Genomic DNA, 17976 nt, shown 5'->3' with positions numbered 1-17976 from the left:
TCCTTACTCTTTCTTTTTCCTCATCGCTTGCACATATTCCTTTATTTTCAAATAAAATGGCGAAAGTTTTTCCCATAAACGTTCGAGTCGAGTTATTCGAAAGACAAGTAGTAACATCCATTTTAAAGGTCTCCAGATCATTCTGGCAAGAAATAAAAAGATTGCTAGAATAGCTGTTACTACCATCATACCTAAGGAATAAAGTAGTTTCAATAAGTACTTGATCGGAACAATGAGTAGAACGTTGAATAAATTCTTAATAACACGATAAAACCCGATAGATAATAGAATTATTTGCTCTAAAACTCGTTTGTATGTTGTCTGTAGCAATGCCATATAACAAGCATATCCACATAAAATGGCTAAAAAAACATATAAGCGAACTTCACCATGATTCGATACAAGCAACACGTAGAAAACAATGAGCCCTTGGATCAGCCAAAATAATAGATCTTTGCAGGCAGTCAACCAATGAAAAGATCGTCTTTTTCGAAGGAAACGTCCATACGTATCAATCGCTGCACCGAGCCATATGCCCATGGCAGCCATTGATAGCATTGTATAAAATTGAACCGTTAAACTCACTTGAATAGCTTCCCAAAGAACCCTTTGGATTTATCTTGCTGGCTTTGATCAAGGTAGACAAAGTCATCAACTTTTCCTTCGATTGAGACAAGACCTAATTCAACATTGAGGTTCTTCATATGGAGGTTGCGTCCTCTAACAGATAAAAAGCCCATTACCGTCTCTAACAAGAACTCTTCATTATCAAAGCTTTCTACTTGCTTTACACCAGTGATATCTAATTGTTTTCTCCCACGCAGGGTGACATCGTGATCATTATTTTTACTTTCCCGTCCCATTGGAGTTCCAAACTCATATTGCTCAGTCATTTTTATCTTCCCCTCTCCGTTCTTTACCACAAGTCTATGAACGGACTAAATAAAATAGAACAAGCTCCATCCAACAGGGAACTTGTTCTATTCTTACTAAAAGGGTTGATTTTTATCTTGAAGTGATTCTTCTTTTACAATCGTATACATTGAACTCGCTTCTTCTTTACGACTTGTTTCTTTCACTTCATTTATCTCTACAGTCACAAGTTTTTGACCAAAACGAACAATAAGCTCATCTCCAGCCTTTACATTAGAACCAGCTTTTGCTTGAAGACCATTAATCGTAATACGCCCTTGATCACATACTTCCTTTGCTAATGTCCGTCGCTTAATTAAACGGGATACTTTCAAAAATTTATCTAGTCTCATAATCTCTCTCCTTCGTTACTTATCGTTTAATTTTGCTTCATCCCAATACGCATCGAGCTCCTCTAATGTATGCTCAGTAAGAGATCGACCCGATTCGCTCACCCGATCCTCAATGTAATGAAAACGGCTTTTAAATTTACGATTAGTCGAGCGAAGTGCTTCTTCGCTATCTAATTTATAATAGCGAGCAATATTGACAATCACAAATAAAATATCACTTAATTCTTTTTGCATATTCTCATTATGATCGTTGTTCACTTCTTCCTTAAATTCCTTCAATTCCTCGTCAAGCTTATCCCACATCGGACCTACTTCATCCCAATCAAATCCTACACGCGCAGCCTTTTTTTGTAATTTCTCTGCAATCATAAGGGCCGGTAAACCGTTAGGAATACCGTTTAATATACTTTCTCGTTCGGTAGGTTGATTTTCCTTCTCGGCTTGTTTAATTTGTTGCCAATTATCTACCACTTCCACAGAATTCGAAACATTTTTATCACCGAATACATGAGGATGGCGACGAATCATTTTCTCAGAAGTTGATTGAACAATATCTTTAATTGAGAACCAACCCTCGTCTTCCCCAATTTGAGCATGAAGCATTACTTGTAGCAATACATCACCAAGCTCTTCAATAAGGTGATCATCATCTTCTTCATCAATCGCTTCTAAAACTTCATATGTTTCTTCGATTAAATACTTTTTCAACGACTGATGAGTTTGTTCCTTATCCCACGGACATCCATTAGGGCCTCTAAGTGTAGCAATCACTTCACGTAATCTAGTAAATTCACCATTTAGTAACGTTTCATCTTTTACAGGCGGCACATAAACTGCCGTTAAATTATTTAACGTTGTGGCGTGATCTAATTCATAAAGTGGAACACGCGTAAGTTGTTGTGCAGTTGAGCCTACGGCTGTTGCAATAATCACTTCATAATCATCGGGTAAACGCTCCATTAAGGTTAATTTCACATCAGAGGCAATCATGGCATCGTATACTTGAACAATGATGATATGTTGTGTTAATTCTAGTTCATCGCGGCGTAGAGCGGTTCCATCTACAATTTGACACCCTTCAATCGGATCAATTTTCAAGGCATTGTACATCGGATCGAGGAAGCTTTGCCCTCCTAAAAACTCTAGATGAACATCTTGATTACCGGCTATCTCAATTAATAATTGTATCGTTCTTTCTGCAACAAACGGATGTCCAGGCACCGCATATGTAATGGAACCCTTTGACGATTCATTAATCAATTTCTTAACAATGCTTTGATAAACATCTTCAAATTGATCATGTTGTTCATAAATCGAATCAAAAGATTGAAACGTTACACCCTCTTCTTGTAGCTCAGTTAAGACTGGGTGATCTTTCGTACGTACGAATAATTGATCTGTTTGCTTTAAATGTCGGTACACTCCAAGAGGTAATTGCTCAAGTTCTCCTGCACCTAGCCCTATAACAGAAATTGTGTTCATTACATCCACCTCTTACTTTCTACGTAACTTTTGTCTGATTTTATTCAACTTCGGTACGAATTCCCACTCCCGACTGTTCATAATCGGCCAAGAAAAGAAGCAAACAACCATAAAAATGCCCCCAACACTTGCAGTTGTAAGTGCATATATACTTGCTAATAGGCGCTCATTCGTAATCATTGTAAAGTGAGTTAGACCAATTTGCCAACTAAACGTCGTGAGGGCTAGGAGACCGAAAGCTCCTAGTAACAATAAATAAAAATAGCTTGATTGAATAATGACTCCATCTAATTTTTTTAATAAAATCAGTTGAATGATTGCCATTGTTCCAATTGCTAATACAGTGGCAAGTGCTGCACCTACCGTTCCAAGAAAAGGGATCATCAATAAATTTCCAGCTAGCTTAACACCAGCCCCAATCACCATCATCTTGGCCGGGATATGGACATAGCCATATCCTTGAAAAATGGCAGCAGTGGTTAAATAGATCGAACTAAAGAAGATGGCAAATGCCAGAATCGCTAAAACATGTGAGCCTTCGCCGTTTCCATAGAGCATGCTATTTGTAGGTTCAATGATCATAAAAAGGCCAATAGAGGCAGCTCCTCCAATAAACAAAGTAAGCCTCATCGCCAAATCACGATAGATCCGTGCCTTCCCATATTCTTTGGTCGCGATTGCTTTTGCGATCAATGGTACAAGCGCTAACGAGAAGGTAGTTGTCACAATTGTCCCTAGCTGTAGTAACGGTTGACCGCGATCGTAAATGCCCTTTTCCTTAAAAGCCATCTCTTGATATAAGCCAAATTTATTCAGCAACGGAATCATTGTAAAGGCATCAATGAACTGAAAAAAAATAAATAATAGGGCACTTATGCAAATAAAGATACCTTGTTTAAAAAGGAGTGCATGAACCTGCCATATTTCTTTGAAAGAGGCTCCTTTAACCTTTAACCAACTAGACCATGAAATATCTTTAGATAACAACGCCAATACAATCACTCCTGCAAGGCCGCCTAATAATGAACCATATATAGCGCCCATTCCTGCTTCATACGGATTAGCAGACTGCCTCATCACTACCACAACAAACACAATGATCATTGCCACCCGAACAAACTGTTCACTGATGTGAGAAATAGCAGTCGGCAGTAGCTGTTGTCTTGATTGATGAAGGCCTCTTCCTACGCTCAAAAAAGGAATAAACCAAAATGTTAAACTGACTGCACGTAATGGTGCAGTTAGTTGTGCATCCCCCATCACTCGAGCAAGAGTCGGTGCAGCCAAATGCAACATCGCCCATAATGATGCAGCCAGTACTAATAAGCCATAAAAAGAAATAGCAAGAGTCAGTCTCGCTCCTTGTTGGTCGCCATTCGCTTCAAGTTCAGCTACTCGTTTTGAGATGATAACAGGGAAACCATACATCGATAACAGCATCACAAGCCCATAAAATGGGTAGAGTTGTTGATACACATAGAAACCGATATCCCCAGCAATATTTTGATAAGGGATCCGATAGCCTGCACTTAATACTTTCGCCACTAATGCAGCAACCGATAATGCCATGGCACCTTTAATCAGTTGATGGCTTCTTTCTTCTTGCAAAAGTTGTCCTCCTCCACTTATATACCTTTCCTTATCATACTTAAATTGTTGGTATTCGCCAAGCAAATGGAGGATAGCATCCGAAATGAAAAAGCTTGTCCTCATTAAACTGAAGACAAGCCTTAATCTTAATGTTCCATTTGACGAGCCAAAAAGCTAGCTGCCGTTTCTGCAAGCTTTTGTTCTAAAGAACCACTTAAACTTTGCTCTTTATTAAAAATGACTACAGCTCCAATCGGGTCTCCGTTGGCGATAATTGGTGCTATGACGTATCCCTTAAGCTCATCAGTATGATCTCCAACTAAATTGTATTCACCTGCATTAGTTTCTAGTTTGGATTTACGATCATCCATCGTCATCTCTATTATTTCGCCAATAGCCTTGTTCGCAAATTCTTTTTTAGAAGCGCCTGCTACCGCAATATATGTATCACGATCAGCAATTAACACATGGTGATGTAAACTATCATATAAAGCTTCTGCATACTCTTTTGCAAAATCACCAAGTTCTGATATCGGAGAGTACTTCTTCAAGATAACCTCGCCATCTCGATCAACAAAAATCTCGAGTGGATCTCCCTCACGAATGCGAAGAGTTCTGCGGATTTCTTTCGGTATAACGACACGACCTAAATCATCAATACGTCGAACTATGCCAGTTGCTTTCATGCTGTTGTGCCCCACTTTCTAAAGGTGTAATAGTCTTGATGTGTCCACATGTATGAAATGTTGAAATCATCGCTTCATACTACTATTATCCGTTTATTAAAAAGAACTATTCACCAATTTATGAATTTGTTTGGTTGGATGGCTTACATCTTCATGAATAAGTTAGGAGCACAACAAAGCATTATACCGTGTTGCTTGTTGTTTGTTTACGACTTTTAGGAATACTTGCGATGATGGATTCAATCGAAGTAATGATCCCCTCATCATCGATATTTTTTGTTTTGATAGTAAATTTAATTTTTTCACCGGCTGTGCCAAGTGATACATCTCGACCTAGTGAGTGAGCCATCTCAAATAACATCGCCCCGTCCATTTGTTTTGATGTTTCAGGCGAAAACAAGATCTCGATCTGATTTTTCACTTCTACAATTGATTCAACCCGTTCACTATTTGCACGTAACTTAATTTCAGTCAAACGTAGGAGATAATCCACTTGCTTTGGATATTCTCCAAAACGATCAAACATCTCATCTTTTAAGTCAGCCAAATCCTCGACGGTCTCACAACCTTTAAATCGTTTGTACATCTCTATTTTCTGTTTCGCATCTTGAATGTAACTCTCTGGAATATAGGCATCAATTTTTACGTCTAACTCTACTTGGAACTCAGGCTCTTTTGGTTTATCGCCTTTACGCTCTTCAATCGCTTCTTTTAACATTTGTGAGTAAAGATCAAAACCTACAGATTCAATAAAACCATGTTGTTGCGCACCTAGTAGGTTCCCGGCGCCACGAATCGTTAAATCACGCATTGCAATTTTGAAACCAGATCCAAGCTCCGTAAATTCTTTTATCGCTTGAAGACGCTTTTCGGCTACTTCAGTTAATACTTTATCTCGTTGATAGGTGAAGTATGCATAGGCAACTCGATTCGAACGACCAACACGCCCTCTAATCTGATACAGCTGAGATAGACCCATTTTGTCAGCATCATTAATAATTAATGTATTTACGTTAGGGATGTCTACCCCCGTCTCGATAATCGTTGTTGTCACTAGAACATCGCTGTTACCTTCTAAGAAGTCTAGCATGATCGATTCAAGCTCACGTTCATTCATCTGTCCATGAGCAAACGATACTTTCGCATCTGGAACTAGCATCGATATCTGTTCAGTCATTCTTTCGATATCTTCAACTCGGTTATAAAGGAAATACACTTGACCTCCCCGGGTCAACTCACGCTCAATCGCCTCACGAATTAACGAAGCATTGTATTCCACCACATACGTTTGAACCGGGAAACGATTCTCTGGCGGGGTCTCAATGACCGATAAATCACGAACACCAAGCATCGACATATGAAGTGTACGTGGAATAGGTGTTGCTGTTAGAGTAAGAACATCAATATTAGCTTTCAATTGTTTGATTTTCTCTTTATGAGTCACACCAAATCGTTGCTCTTCATCGACAATCAATAAGCCTAGATCTTTAAATACTAGATCTTTTGAAAGTAGTCGGTGTGTCCCAACAATGAGATCAACAGAACCTGCTTTTAAGCCTTTAAGAGTCTCTGTTTGCTCTTTTCTAGAACGAAAACGACTAAGAACCCCAATATTAATTGGGAAATCTGAAAAGCGCTCTTTAATTGTCTCGTAATGCTGTTGCGCTAAAATCGTAGTCGGAACTAAAATAGCCACCTGCTTACCACCCATGATCGCCTTGAACGCTGCGCGAATAGCCACTTCCGTTTTTCCATACCCTACATCTCCACATAACAGACGGTCCATCGGTCGTTCTTTTTCCATATCTTGCTTAATTTCTTCCACTGCACGTATCTGATCTTCTGTTTCTTGATAAGGGAAGGTCGCTTCAAAATCCCCTTGTTCTGGACCATCTTCAGAATAAGCATGGCCTTTACTTGCCTCGCGCTCAGCATATAACTTAATTAAGTCATCAGCAATATCCTCCACCGATGATTGAACACGCTTCTTCACTTTTTTCCAATCACTACCGCCAAGCGCATAAATCTTCGGATCTTTCTCTTCTGACCCTACATATTTTTGCACTTGGTCAATCTGTTCAACCGGCACATATAACTTATCATCTCCTGCATAGCGTAAGTGGAGATAATCTTTATGAAGTCCATTTATTTCAAGAGTTTCTACCCCTAAATACTTACCAATCCCGTGGTTAGTATGGACAACCAAATCACCGATTTTTAATTCGGAGTAGCTTTTAATACGCTCGGCATTTGAGAGCTTTTGTTTATTTCGTTGAACTCTTTTTTGTTGCTTAGCATAAACTTCTTCTTCTGTAACAACCACCAGCTTGTGTGATGGCAGCTCAAATCCACTATTTAAGTGGCCAACCATTAAGTGAACGGTATTCTCTGTTAATTCCGTTGCTCTTTCGACCACATGAGCATCAATGCCTTCCTCATCTAGATTTAACGCAAGTCTAGAAGCACGCTCTTTTGATCCCGATACAAAAACGATCGCATAGCCCGCTTTTTCCCAACGCTTCACTTCTGATTGTAGCAACTGCATTTGACCGTGGAAACTTTGCATGGACTTACATGTAAAGTTCACGACATTTTCTGGCTTGGTCGATGGAATATGCTTTAAAAATAAAGATAGGTAGATAAGAGAATGATTTGAGTTCTTCATCGCCTCTAGAACATCTAGTGACATCGTCGCCTCATGCACCGTCTCCCCTTGAGCAAGTAATGCCGTAGTCCATTCCGCTTCTTCTCTTTCTAGACTATCAGCCATCTCTTTCACACGACTCATCTCATCAATCAAAATAATCGCATCATTAGGTAAATAAGATAGAAGTGTACTTTTCACTTCATAGTAGAAAGACATGTACTTATACATCCCTTGAAAACTAGAGCGTTGTCTTAACTGCCCAATCTCATAGGAGATATTTTGAGATAGCTTCTCTTTTGTCTGTTTAGCCTTAACCTTTTTTAATGTTGCAGAAAGCTGTTCAGATAGTTTATTCGATGCGTGTTCATAATGTTGATCTTGAAGAATAACTTCTTCAGCAGGACCAATTGTTACTTCCTTTAGCTCCGTTTCAGAACGTTGCGTTTCAATCAAAAACGTACGTATAGAATCAATTTCCGTATCGAATAATTCAATTCGGACAGGATTTTGGTCCGTTAATGGATAAATATCAATGATTCCACCGCGCACACTAAATTCTCCAGGAGAAGAAACCATATCGACACGTGTAAAGCCCATCATCACCAACTGCGTCATTACATTATGGATCTCTCCAATATCTGTGCCCACTGAAATCGTTAGCTGACTTTCTTTCCATAAATATTTTGGCGGAAGAAGTCGTCTAATCCCTGCTAACGGTACAATCACAATCCCATTAAAGTCTCCTACTAGCTTATTTAGCACATCAAGACGCTGTGACTTCATTTCCGGACTCGCAATCGCAATTTCCGAGGAAATAAGCTCATTTACAGGATAAAGAAGCACTTTGTCTTCTCCAACTAAATCGGTTAAATCATCATATACTTTTTGTGCTTGAAACAAGTTGTGAGTAATGACGACTTGTGTTCGGCTTGTTTCTCGATACAGGGCTGCCATTAATAATGTACGAGCAGAACCTGTTAATCCAGAGAGTAGTTGTTCTTTCATTCCTGTTTCAATACCGCTTGAAACCGCTTTAACCTCATCATTTACTAGAAGATAATTTTGCAATCCTAACATGTTGTTCCCCCTGTTATCAAACACCTATTCTACCTTGCTTAATGCTACTCTACTTTTTATGTTAGTATGACAAAACTGTTCATTTCTTGTTTGTCCTTATCTAACATTTATTCGTACCTTTCTTTCTCCCAATAATATCTTATTTTATCCTATGTTCGACTAATAATGGCTCAACCCTGCCTACATATAAAAAAATCAAAACAGAAAAACGCTTTGGCATATTGCCAAAGCACTAACTGCTATAAATTATTGAATAAATGTATCTAATTCATAGAAATTGGGATTTCTCGTTAAAGCCTCTTCACAATCCTCGCAAATTACATTTACATGTATATCTCCATTGTTCTCATAAGACAACATTTCCTGCCGCTCCTGTGATGTTAAGTGACCAAAACCTAAAGACGTTGCATCTGTATGGTTATCAATCTGACCTATATTTGTGCGACAATGGCGACATTTATAGTGAATGGCCATCCATAGCCCCCCTTTACATGACATACCTTATAACCTAAGTATGATCACGCACTTGGGTCCCTATGCATATATTTGTTAATTGAATTGATTCATCACTTCTAGAAAAGGCTTCTCGGTCCATGCTTCCACTGCTTTTGAAGCGTGGATAATTGATTCATTAACGGCTTCGCGCTCATCAGGATGATATGTACCGAGCACATAATTAACAATAGGCTCGCCATTTTGAGGACGATCGATTCCGACACGAATTCGTTTGAACTTATCTGTACCTAAATGTTGAATTAAAGATTTTATCCCATTATGACCACCAGCACTCCCCTTTTGACGCAAGCGAATTTTGCCGGTTGGTAAATCCAAATCATCATAAATGACAACTAGATCTTCAATATCAATATTAAAATAATCCAAAAGCGGTCTGACCGATTCGCCTGAGAGGTTCATATAGGTTAACGGTTTAAGAAAAAAAACTTTCTCTCCGTTCATCATTTTCGTGCCATAAATGCCTTTGAATTTTGATTGGTTAAGTTCCACTCCAAACTCTTCTGCACAATAATCAATAATATCAAAACCAATATTATGGCGAGTTCCTGCGTACTTAGTTCCAGGATTCCCAAGCCCTACGATTACTTTCACCTTGTTTCCACCTTTCACTCTCATATAAACGCCCTAAAAAGGTATAACCTTATGGCTATACCTTTTTAGCTTAGTAAGTCTTATTCTTCCTTATTAGAGTCATCTTCACCAATAACTTCAGGTTCAGCATCTCCAGATTCATCTGCGTCTTCTGACTCTTCTATTACAGTTGGTGGTTGCACCGTCACGACTGTTTCTTCATCTTCATTGGTAATTTCAACAGAAACCTTATCACGTAAATCTGTGATTTGGATGGAATCCCCAATGTTTAATTCAGAAATATCTAGTTCAATCTCTTCTGGAATATCGTTTGGTAAACACTTCACCGAGATATCATATAGTAAGTGAGTAACGACGCCACCTTCTGTGGATCCAGGCGACTCTCCTGTTAAGCGAACAGGTACGTCTGCGTCGATCTCTGATTTCATATCAACTTCAAAGAAATCAACATGTAGATATTCATTTTTCAGTGGGTCGATTTGCATGTCATGAATCATAACTTGATGTTTACTACCATCAACATTCAATGAGAACAATCCATTTTTTCCTACTTCGCGGACCGTTTTTAGAAATTCTACACTCTCAACGTAAACTGGCTGGCTATCAATTTTATTTCCATATAAAATTGCTGGAACATGTCCATCTTTTCTAATTTGTCTTGTTGAGGAACCTGTTAGATCTGTACGTAGATTAGCTTGTAATGTTGTTGCCATTTTTATCACCTCTAATTAGATTCGATTGTGTCTATATCTTTTGTTCCCTAATTAGTGAATTTTAAAACGACTTTTGTGAAATTGACTAAATTCCAGTCTCAAACTTACTTACCTAAATTCTACGTAATTACTTAATCAATCAAATAACTTACTTACAGATGCATGCTCATGGACACGAATAATCGCTTCAGCCATTAATGGCGCCACTGATAGTGGTGTAATCTTATCGATTTTTTTATCTTCATCTAGAGGGATGGTGTTTGTTACAACAAGTTCTTTAATTTTTGAGTTATCAATACGTTCAATCGCTGGACCAGATAACACTGGGTGCGTACAACAAGCGTACACTTCTTTTGCGCCATGCTCTACTAAAGCATTTGCTGCTAATGTGATGGTACCGGCAGTATCGATAATATCATCAATGATAATCGCTGTTTTACCTTCAATGTTACCAACAATATTCATAACTTCTGCTACATTTGGTTTTGGACGACGTTTATCAATAATGGCGATAGGAGCTTTCAAGCGATCTGCCATTTTACGTGCACGTACTACTCCACCATGGTCAGGTGAAACAATAACGATATCTTCTAATTTTTTTTCTTCAAAGTAAGTCGATAAAATTGGAACACCCATCAATTGATCAACAGGAATATCGAAGAAGCCTTGAATTTGAGTAGCGTGTAGGTCAAGTGTTAACACACGTGTTGCGCCCGCAGTTTCAATTAAGTTTGCAACTAGTTTTGATGTGATTGGTTCACGAGCACGTGCTTTACGGTCTTGACGAGCATAGCCGTAATAAGGCATTACAACGTTGATTGTTCTAGCAGAAGCACGCTTCATCGCATCAATCATAATTAGTAACTCCATAATATGTTCATTAGCTGGAGCAGAAGTAGATTGAATTAAATATACATCACACCCACGGATACTCTCTTCAATATTAATTTGAACTTCTCCATCACTAAAACGAGTTACTGAACTTTTCCCAACAGGAACCCCAATATGCTCTGTAATTTCATGAGCTAAGTCTTTATTAGAATTTAATGTGAAAACCTTTAAGCTTGGATCACCATATTTAGCCATTGTGAATACCCTCCAGATAATATATCGTCATACGCGTCATGAGTAACTTGATACTATTTCTTTTGATAACCTTCTTTGTTGGTTTGGCGAGCTCGTGCGATAGATAGCGCTTCACCAGGTACATCATCTGTAATGGTTGAGCCGGCAGCAACTAGAGCGTTCTTTCCAATTGTCACCGGAGCAATTAAGTTAGCGTTACAGCCAACAAATGCACCATCCTCAATTTTTGTAAGAAATTTATTCTTGCCATCGTAATTAACCGTAACAGCTCCACAGCTGAAGTTTACATCATTGCCAATCTCTGCGTCTCCGATATAACTTAAGTGAGATGCTTTACTGCCATTACCCATGGTAGACTTCTTAATTTCAACAAAATTCCCAACTCTTACTTGATCACCAATAGCTGATTTCGGTCTAATATGAGCAAAAGGACCAATCGTCACATCTGATCCAACTTCACTATCGTGCACCACTGATTGACGAATAGTCGTACGGTCCGCAATTGAACTATCTTTAATTTCAGTACCTGGGCCAATCACACATTCAGAACCAATCGTCGTTTGGCCTTGTATCACTACTCCTGGATAAATAACCGTATCTTGACCAATCGTAGCATCTGTAGAAATATACGTATGATCAGGATCAATCATTGTAACTCCTTGACGCATCCAATGTTCATTTGTCCGTTGTTTCATAATCTGTTCTGCTTGCGCTAAGGCAACACGATCATTTACTCCAAGCGTTTCGTCAAATGCTGGCGTTTGATAAGCTGCAACAACTTCGCCACTTTGTTGTAAGATTTCAATTACATCTGGTAAGTAGTATTCACCTTGCGCATTATCGTTACCAACGTCTTTTAGTGAGGCAAATAGTGCTTCGTTGTCAAAACAGTACGTTCCTGTATTGATTTCTGAAATACGTTGTTCCTCACTTGTTGCGTCTTTATGCTCAACAATTCGTTCAACAAGCCCTTCGTTATTTCGAACAATACGTCCATAACCAGCCGGATCATCGGCCATAGCTGTTAAAATAGTTGCTTTTGCCCCTTCTTGTGCGTGGTGAGCTAAAAGCTTATCGATCGTATTAGCTGTTAGAAGTGGCGTGTCTCCACACAAAACAACCGTCACTCCTTTTTTATCCGCAAGAATATTCTCTGCTTGCATAACGGCGTGACCGGTTCCTAATTGTTCTGTTTGAACAGCGTACTTTACTTGATCACCAAGTTGATCTTGTACCACTTCTGCTCCGTGCCCTACGATCGTAACTGTTTCTTCAAAGCTAAGCTCTAAGACTTGATCAACGACATGTTGAACCATCGGCTTTCCATTTACAGGATGTAAGACTTTATAAAGTTTAGATTTCATTCGTGTTCCTTGCCCTGCTGCTAAAATAACCGCAAAACGACTACTCATGGTTTCCCCCCAAGTGTTCCTTTTTCCATTACGAATATATCCTAAAACTGATGTGTTTTCAAGGACTGTTCATTAGTTGTATCAAACTGGATATGTCAGCTTCTTGAACATTTCCCTAAATCAACCTAAAACCTACCTTCTAAACAAGGTATTTACATTTATTAAGGAGAAAAATAAAAAAAAGACCTATCTTAAATTGATAGGTCCTACTTCCTAGGAAGCCCCAGCTTCCTCGTATTCAACTTCTTCAAATTCTCCAGCCCGTTCGTACTCAGTTAGTACCGCTGTTTGAATCTTGTCACGTGTACGGGATGAAATAGGATGAGCTATATCTCTAAACTCCCCATCAGGCGTTCGCTTACTAGGCATCGCTACAAACAAGCCATTGTTTCCATCAATCACACGGATATCATGAACAACGAATTCATGATCAATTGTGATAGATGCAATCGCGCGCATCCTGCCCTCGGTGTTCACTCGACGTAATCTCACATCTGTTACCTGCATGTTGTCACCACCTATAAGAGTAGATTATTCATGCTATAACAATTCTCTGTTAACTTTCTAATACCTTCTTTTATAGAAAGAAAATTTATAATCTTTTTATTTTTTAAAAGCACAAAAAAAAGACCGTGCTTTTGGCACAGTCTTTCATGCATTTATTTAACTAAGGCAATCACTTCAATTTCAACAAGTACGTCTTTAGGAAGACGTGCGACTTCTACACAAGAACGTGCAGGTTTGTGAGTATTAAAGTATTCACCATATACTTCATTGATACGAGGGAAGTCGTTCATATCTTTAATAAAAACAGTCGCCTTCACCACAGTTTCAAGTGAAGCATTTGCTTCTGCCAATACTGCTTGAAGGTTTTTAAACACTTGATGAGTTTGCTCTTCTACCGTTCCATTGATTAAATCGCCTTCCGCCGTTAATGGAATCTGACCTGAGCTATAGAACATATTATTTACAATAATCCCTTGTGAATATGGGCCAATAGCGTCTGGTGCATTATTTGTGTGAACTATTTTCATGATAAATCCTCCTCTGCAATCGGTACAAGTTTTTCGAGTACGTTCCCAGCTTCTACTTTTATCGTTTTGTCTCTAACATTAACCTCCGATAAACGGGTAATTGACATGTATTCATCGACAAGACGTTCTTCTGCGTCCACATCTACTGATTCAACCAGTACACCGATGCCAACCAGTTCAGCCTGGAACTCCTCTAACAGATCAATCATACCACGAATGGTACCCCCAGCTTTCATAAAATCGTCGACTATAAAGACCCGAGAGCCTGGCGCTAAGCTTCTTCTAGCTAATGTCATCGTTTGAATTCGCTTAGATGAACCTGATACGTAGTTAATACTAACCATAGAACCCTCTGTTACACGATGATCACGCCTTACAATACTAACAGGTACATTTAAATACTCTGCAACGGCGTATGCAAGCGGTATCCCTTTCGTCGCAACCGTCATGACGGCATCAATCTTTTTATGAGCAAGAACGGAAGCAAATAGTCGTCCCACATCTTGAATAAAACGAGGACTTCCTAATAGGTCCATCATGTAGAGGTAGCCACCTGGTAACACTCGGCCAGGTACAGCTAATTGGCTTATGAGTTTATCAACAATCTCACTCGCTTCTTTCTCTCCGACCTTTGGCATGTACTTCACGCCACCACTCGCTCCTGGAATCGTCAAGAGAGTGCCGTACCCTTCTTGCTCAAATATTTCTTTGACTATTACCAAGTCTTCGCTTATTGAAGACTTAGCTGATTGGTAACGATCTGCAAAATACGTAAGTGAGATCACTTCATGTGGATGCTGAAGCATATAATAAGTCATATCGACAAGCCGTCCGCTTCGTTTTAATTTTTTCATAATACCCCCACTAAAAACCGAATAATTAGTTATAACATATCACTTTTGTACGGTTTTTAGCAAGTAAACTAGGAACGAATTAAACGAACTGCATACACATCGCTACAGAAACCGCGTAGCCCATTATAAACTCTATGTAGTCTTGATTCCTTCTCTACCAAGCCAAACACAGTCGGACCACTTCCACTCATTAACACACCATCCGCCCCGAAACGTTGCATTTGTTCTTTAATTTTACGAACTTCTGGGTGCATATCTAACGTCACCGTTTCGAGAACATTATGAAGATGATTACAAATCCCTTTAAAATCTTGATTTTTAATAGCTTCTATCATCTGCTCTGTTTTAGCATGTTCTACCTCATTTACATTTAACCGCTTGTACACATCAGCAGTCGAGACCCCAATTGGTGGTTTAGCTAAGATAACCCAGCATGGAGGTGGAGAGTCAATATGTTTAATAATTTCACCACGCCCAGTCGCTAGTGCAGTGCCACCATAAACACAAAACGAAACATCAGATCCAATCTCCGCACCAAGTGTTGCAAGCTCGTCCAAACTAAGACCTAGCGACCATAAGTCATTTAAGCCTTTTAAAGTAGCCGCCGCATCGCTACTACCCCCAGCAAGTCCTGCTGCAACCGGTATTCTTTTTGTGATATAAATGGATACACCTTGCTTTACTTGATAGCGCTCTTTAAGTAGAGAAGCAGCTTGATAAGCTAAGTTACGGTGATCACTTGGGACGAAGCCTTCTGATACATCTACTTTGATTTTTCCGTCTTCGGTACTTGTCAAATCGAGTCGGTCTGCTAAATCGACTGTTGTCATGATCATTTCAACTTCATGATACCCATCTTCTCTTTTTTTGATTGCGTCTAAAGATAAATTAATTTTAGCAGGAGCTTTAACTGAACATTTCACCATAGTCACCTTCTATACTATCCATTTGCTTACGTTATTTTATCACTTGTTCATCCAACATACCACAGCAAGTCGATTTTCTCTTTAACAATGAAGAAAACCGAGGCATGATGCCTCGGTTATCGTCATCTCTCTATTTTGATTGTTGTTGATGTGCCAATTGATTTTCAGCGATCTCAACCGCACGCTTAACCATATTCCCAGCATCTCTCGAGCGAATACCGCCCCATCCTTCTTTTTGGACAGTGTCATAAAAGCCAAGCTCTTTTGCTAGCTCTTCTTTAAATTGCTCAGACATTACACCGCGTTTTCTGCTCATGATACAACAACTCCTTTTTTGAGAAGACCGACGACATTCTTAGAATGCACCTGAAATCAAAAAAAATGACTCCCTAATGCTTCCATTAGAGAGTCAAGTTATGTGAATTCTATGTTGAGTTACTTTATTGCGGAGGCACTTTCACCCTCATCACAAAGCATGAGTTCGACTGTTTCAGTTAAAATATCCGCGTAACTATACGATACACGTTCAAATGCATTCTGTTGTTCATCCAATTTCACGATGAAAACTGAAGGGTATGTTTCTTCTAAAAGACCTGAACGTTCCATCGTTTTCCGACGGCCGCCATTCGCCTTTATTGTGATCCGTTTCCCAACATTGGCATCTAATGCACGCTTAATGTCTATCAACGTTTTTCCCATTATTACACCCCACCTCATTCTTAAGATATACTATAGCACGCATCCTCAATTTTGTCAAATAAATTTAAAATTATATCAATTGGACATATTGATTGTCAATGCTTTCAACAAAATCCGTGCAACATTTTTTCTCTTTATCTATTTTGTCTAAGTTTGTCAAAATTATGTATGGATTCTAAAAAAACAAACCGCACATGGTTTTACATGGACGGTTTACTTGATCTAAGTTGGTTGATTAGATTTATTTTTTCTTTTTAAATTTTGAGTAATGCGGTCTAACATAATAGCTAAAATAACGATAGCTAGAACCAAATTGTAGAAATTGATGCTGGAGCTAGCTTAATGGAGCTTACTCGTCAAGCGATTGAAGAATTCGACCTTCCTTACACTCTCATTGAAAGTTCTGAACCGGCTATGTTAAGTGAACTTGAAAGGGCGCAGAGCAATGGGTTGAAGATAATCGTGAATAATTAATGAGTGGACTGGATCCGCTGAATAACAGACCTAACTATAAAGAGTACCAGTCATTCTTCTGACTGGTACTCTTGTTTTATTGGCATTCCTCGCCTCATAACGCCACGCGTTTCGATCCCACCTAAACCTCTTTCACCGGTAATCGTGTTTCGCAAGACATCCCAAAGGCCAATACGGTCCATAAATGATGTTAAGCTAACTTTAGCTGCTATATAAACGGGGTCGAGCGCATGAATATTGACTCGTTCAGGAGAACTTGCAAAATTAGCACCCGCTCTTATTAACGTCTCAAAATGAGATTGGCAAGCACCAGCAAAAATCACCAGTTCGTCTCTGTGTGCCACATGTTTTCTAGCAATCCTGACACATTCTGCAAACTGTTTGGTGTGCCGATAAGAACGTAAGTCGTCCTCATCTCCCTTTCCTTTCAAATAAGCATCATGACCTGTGATGACCACAATGTCTGGTTGAACCATCTCAAGTAAGGAACCAATCTGTGCAGGCATTTCCTTTTCAGCTATATGAACTCCATACACAGGTATCCCTAAACGCTCATATAACTCTGTACATTTACGCAAATAGAGCGGATCCCCGTCAACATGCAAAACACGACCACGCAACTCAAAAAAAGATGATTCTGCTTCATATCCAGATGTGGACTCATATTCATTTCGCTCTTTCATTAGCTTAGCATCTTGCCTAAAAAGGCGGTAGGAGTTCAATTCTGTCTCTAGAGCTTGTTTCCTACGCTTTGTCCTCTCTTCTTCAGAGATGAGCACTAAATCCTCTAGAGGGGCATCTGCTACTAAACGCATCTCTTCTCCAACAAGCTCTACTGTATTGCCTATGATTTTGTGAACGCGAAATAATATATCACATTTGTAGGAAAGCCGAGCCACAATATCTCCAGTTTTTAATTTCATC

The 17976-nt window shown here is 39.2% G+C and carries 20 protein-coding genes; 1 reads left to right on the top strand and 19 read right to left on the bottom strand.

Translation table 11 applies throughout. The features are described from left to right. Positions 1-3: 3 nt before the first annotated feature. From yabQ to veg, 18 genes are all read right to left on the bottom strand, one after another. Positions 4-585 carry a spore cortex biosynthesis protein YabQ gene (yabQ, locus tag RYX56_RS20595; protein ID WP_317123875.1) on the bottom strand — a complete coding sequence of 194 codons (582 nt, stop codon included), beginning with the start codon at positions 583-585 and terminating at the stop codon, positions 4-6. After that, on the bottom strand, positions 582-893 hold the full coding sequence (gene yabP / locus RYX56_RS20590) for a sporulation protein YabP (protein ID WP_439108521.1): 312 nt from the start codon (positions 891-893) through the stop codon (positions 582-584). The genes yabQ and yabP overlap by 4 nt, the downstream gene beginning before the upstream one ends. Before the next feature lie 96 nt (positions 894-989). Continuing rightward, complete coding sequence (locus RYX56_RS20585) at positions 990-1265, bottom strand: RNA-binding S4 domain-containing protein (RefSeq protein ID WP_317123874.1); 276 nt, start codon at positions 1263-1265, stop codon at positions 990-992. 15 nt (positions 1266-1280) lie between these two features. Beyond that, positions 1281-2747, bottom strand: a complete 1467-nt coding sequence (gene yabN, locus RYX56_RS20580) for a bifunctional methyltransferase/pyrophosphohydrolase YabN (protein ID WP_317123873.1) — start codon at positions 2745-2747, stop codon at positions 1281-1283. A gap of 12 nt (positions 2748-2759) precedes the next feature. Continuing rightward, positions 2760-4355, bottom strand: a complete 1596-nt coding sequence (locus tag RYX56_RS20575; RefSeq protein WP_317123872.1) for a polysaccharide biosynthesis protein — start codon at positions 4353-4355, stop codon at positions 2760-2762. A gap of 128 nt (positions 4356-4483) precedes the next feature. Continuing rightward, entirely contained in the window at positions 4484-5023 is a 540-nt protein-coding gene (gene spoVT / locus RYX56_RS20570; protein ID WP_047972510.1) for a stage V sporulation protein T, read from the bottom strand. Between the two features lie 181 nt (positions 5024-5204). Next, positions 5205-8747 carry a transcription-repair coupling factor gene (gene mfd / locus RYX56_RS20565; RefSeq protein ID WP_317123871.1) on the bottom strand — a complete coding sequence of 1181 codons (3543 nt, stop codon included), beginning with the start codon at positions 8745-8747 and terminating at the stop codon, positions 5205-5207. A gap of 246 nt (positions 8748-8993) precedes the next feature. After that, the gene (fin, locus tag RYX56_RS20560) at positions 8994-9221 is read right to left on the bottom strand and encodes an anti-sigma-F factor Fin (protein ID WP_317123870.1); all 228 of its coding nucleotides are present in this window, start codon (positions 9219-9221) and stop codon (positions 8994-8996) included. A gap of 75 nt (positions 9222-9296) precedes the next feature. Continuing rightward, the gene (gene pth, locus RYX56_RS20555; protein ID WP_317123869.1) at positions 9297-9854 is read right to left on the bottom strand and encodes an aminoacyl-tRNA hydrolase; all 558 of its coding nucleotides are present in this window, start codon (positions 9852-9854) and stop codon (positions 9297-9299) included. A gap of 80 nt (positions 9855-9934) precedes the next feature. Further along, positions 9935-10567, bottom strand: coding sequence for a 50S ribosomal protein L25/general stress protein Ctc (locus RYX56_RS20550; RefSeq protein ID WP_317123868.1), 633 nt, complete (start codon positions 10565-10567; stop codon positions 9935-9937). Between the two features lie 135 nt (positions 10568-10702). Then, on the bottom strand, positions 10703-11653 hold the full coding sequence (locus RYX56_RS20545; RefSeq protein WP_317123867.1) for a ribose-phosphate diphosphokinase: 951 nt from the start codon (positions 11651-11653) through the stop codon (positions 10703-10705). 53 nt (positions 11654-11706) lie between these two features. Further along, a complete protein-coding gene (gene glmU, locus RYX56_RS20540) occupies positions 11707-13065 on the bottom strand; it encodes a bifunctional UDP-N-acetylglucosamine diphosphorylase/glucosamine-1-phosphate N-acetyltransferase GlmU (protein WP_317123866.1) in 1359 nt (452 codons plus the stop codon). Positions 13066-13278: 213 nt separating this feature from the next. Continuing rightward, positions 13279-13572 carry a septation regulator SpoVG gene (spoVG, locus tag RYX56_RS20535; protein ID WP_047972517.1) on the bottom strand — a complete coding sequence of 98 codons (294 nt, stop codon included), beginning with the start codon at positions 13570-13572 and terminating at the stop codon, positions 13279-13281. A gap of 152 nt (positions 13573-13724) precedes the next feature. Continuing rightward, positions 13725-14099, bottom strand: a complete 375-nt coding sequence (locus RYX56_RS20530; protein ID WP_317123865.1) for a RidA family protein — start codon at positions 14097-14099, stop codon at positions 13725-13727. Next, complete coding sequence (purR, locus tag RYX56_RS20525; RefSeq protein WP_317123864.1) at positions 14096-14953, bottom strand: pur operon repressor; 858 nt, start codon at positions 14951-14953, stop codon at positions 14096-14098. The genes RYX56_RS20530 and purR overlap by 4 nt, the downstream gene beginning before the upstream one ends. A 68-nt stretch (positions 14954-15021) precedes the next feature. Then, positions 15022-15876 (bottom strand): 4-(cytidine 5'-diphospho)-2-C-methyl-D-erythritol kinase, encoded by an 855-nt coding sequence (gene ispE / locus RYX56_RS20520; RefSeq protein ID WP_047972527.1) that lies wholly within the window; start codon positions 15874-15876, stop codon positions 15022-15024. Between the two features lie 133 nt (positions 15877-16009). After that, positions 16010-16195, bottom strand: coding sequence for a small, acid-soluble spore protein, alpha/beta type (locus tag RYX56_RS20515; RefSeq protein ID WP_047972520.1), 186 nt, complete (start codon positions 16193-16195; stop codon positions 16010-16012). A 119-nt stretch (positions 16196-16314) separates the two neighbouring features. Continuing rightward, entirely contained in the window at positions 16315-16578 is a 264-nt protein-coding gene (gene veg / locus RYX56_RS20510) for a biofilm formation stimulator Veg (protein ID WP_047972521.1), read from the bottom strand. 312 nt (positions 16579-16890) lie between these two features. Here veg and RYX56_RS20505 point away from each other — a divergent pair, with 312 nt between their 5' ends. After that, positions 16891-17052 (top strand): glycine betaine ABC transporter substrate-binding protein, encoded by a 162-nt coding sequence (locus RYX56_RS20505; RefSeq protein ID WP_336623189.1) that lies wholly within the window; start codon positions 16891-16893, stop codon positions 17050-17052. 50 nt (positions 17053-17102) lie between these two features. Here the strand turns inward: RYX56_RS20505 and yabG are convergent, their stop codons facing one another. Beyond that, positions 17103-17975: a sporulation peptidase YabG gene (gene yabG / locus RYX56_RS20500; RefSeq protein ID WP_317123862.1), complete on the bottom strand. Its 873-nt coding sequence runs from the start codon at positions 17973-17975 to the stop codon at positions 17103-17105. Between the last annotated feature and the right edge of the window lies 1 nt (position 17976).

This window comes from Alkalihalophilus lindianensis, from assembly GCF_032843265.1.
Taxonomy (GTDB): domain Bacteria; phylum Bacillota; class Bacilli; order Bacillales; family Bacillaceae_D; genus Alkalihalophilus; species Alkalihalophilus lindianensis.
This window is presented reverse-complemented; position numbering and strand designations above follow the sequence as displayed.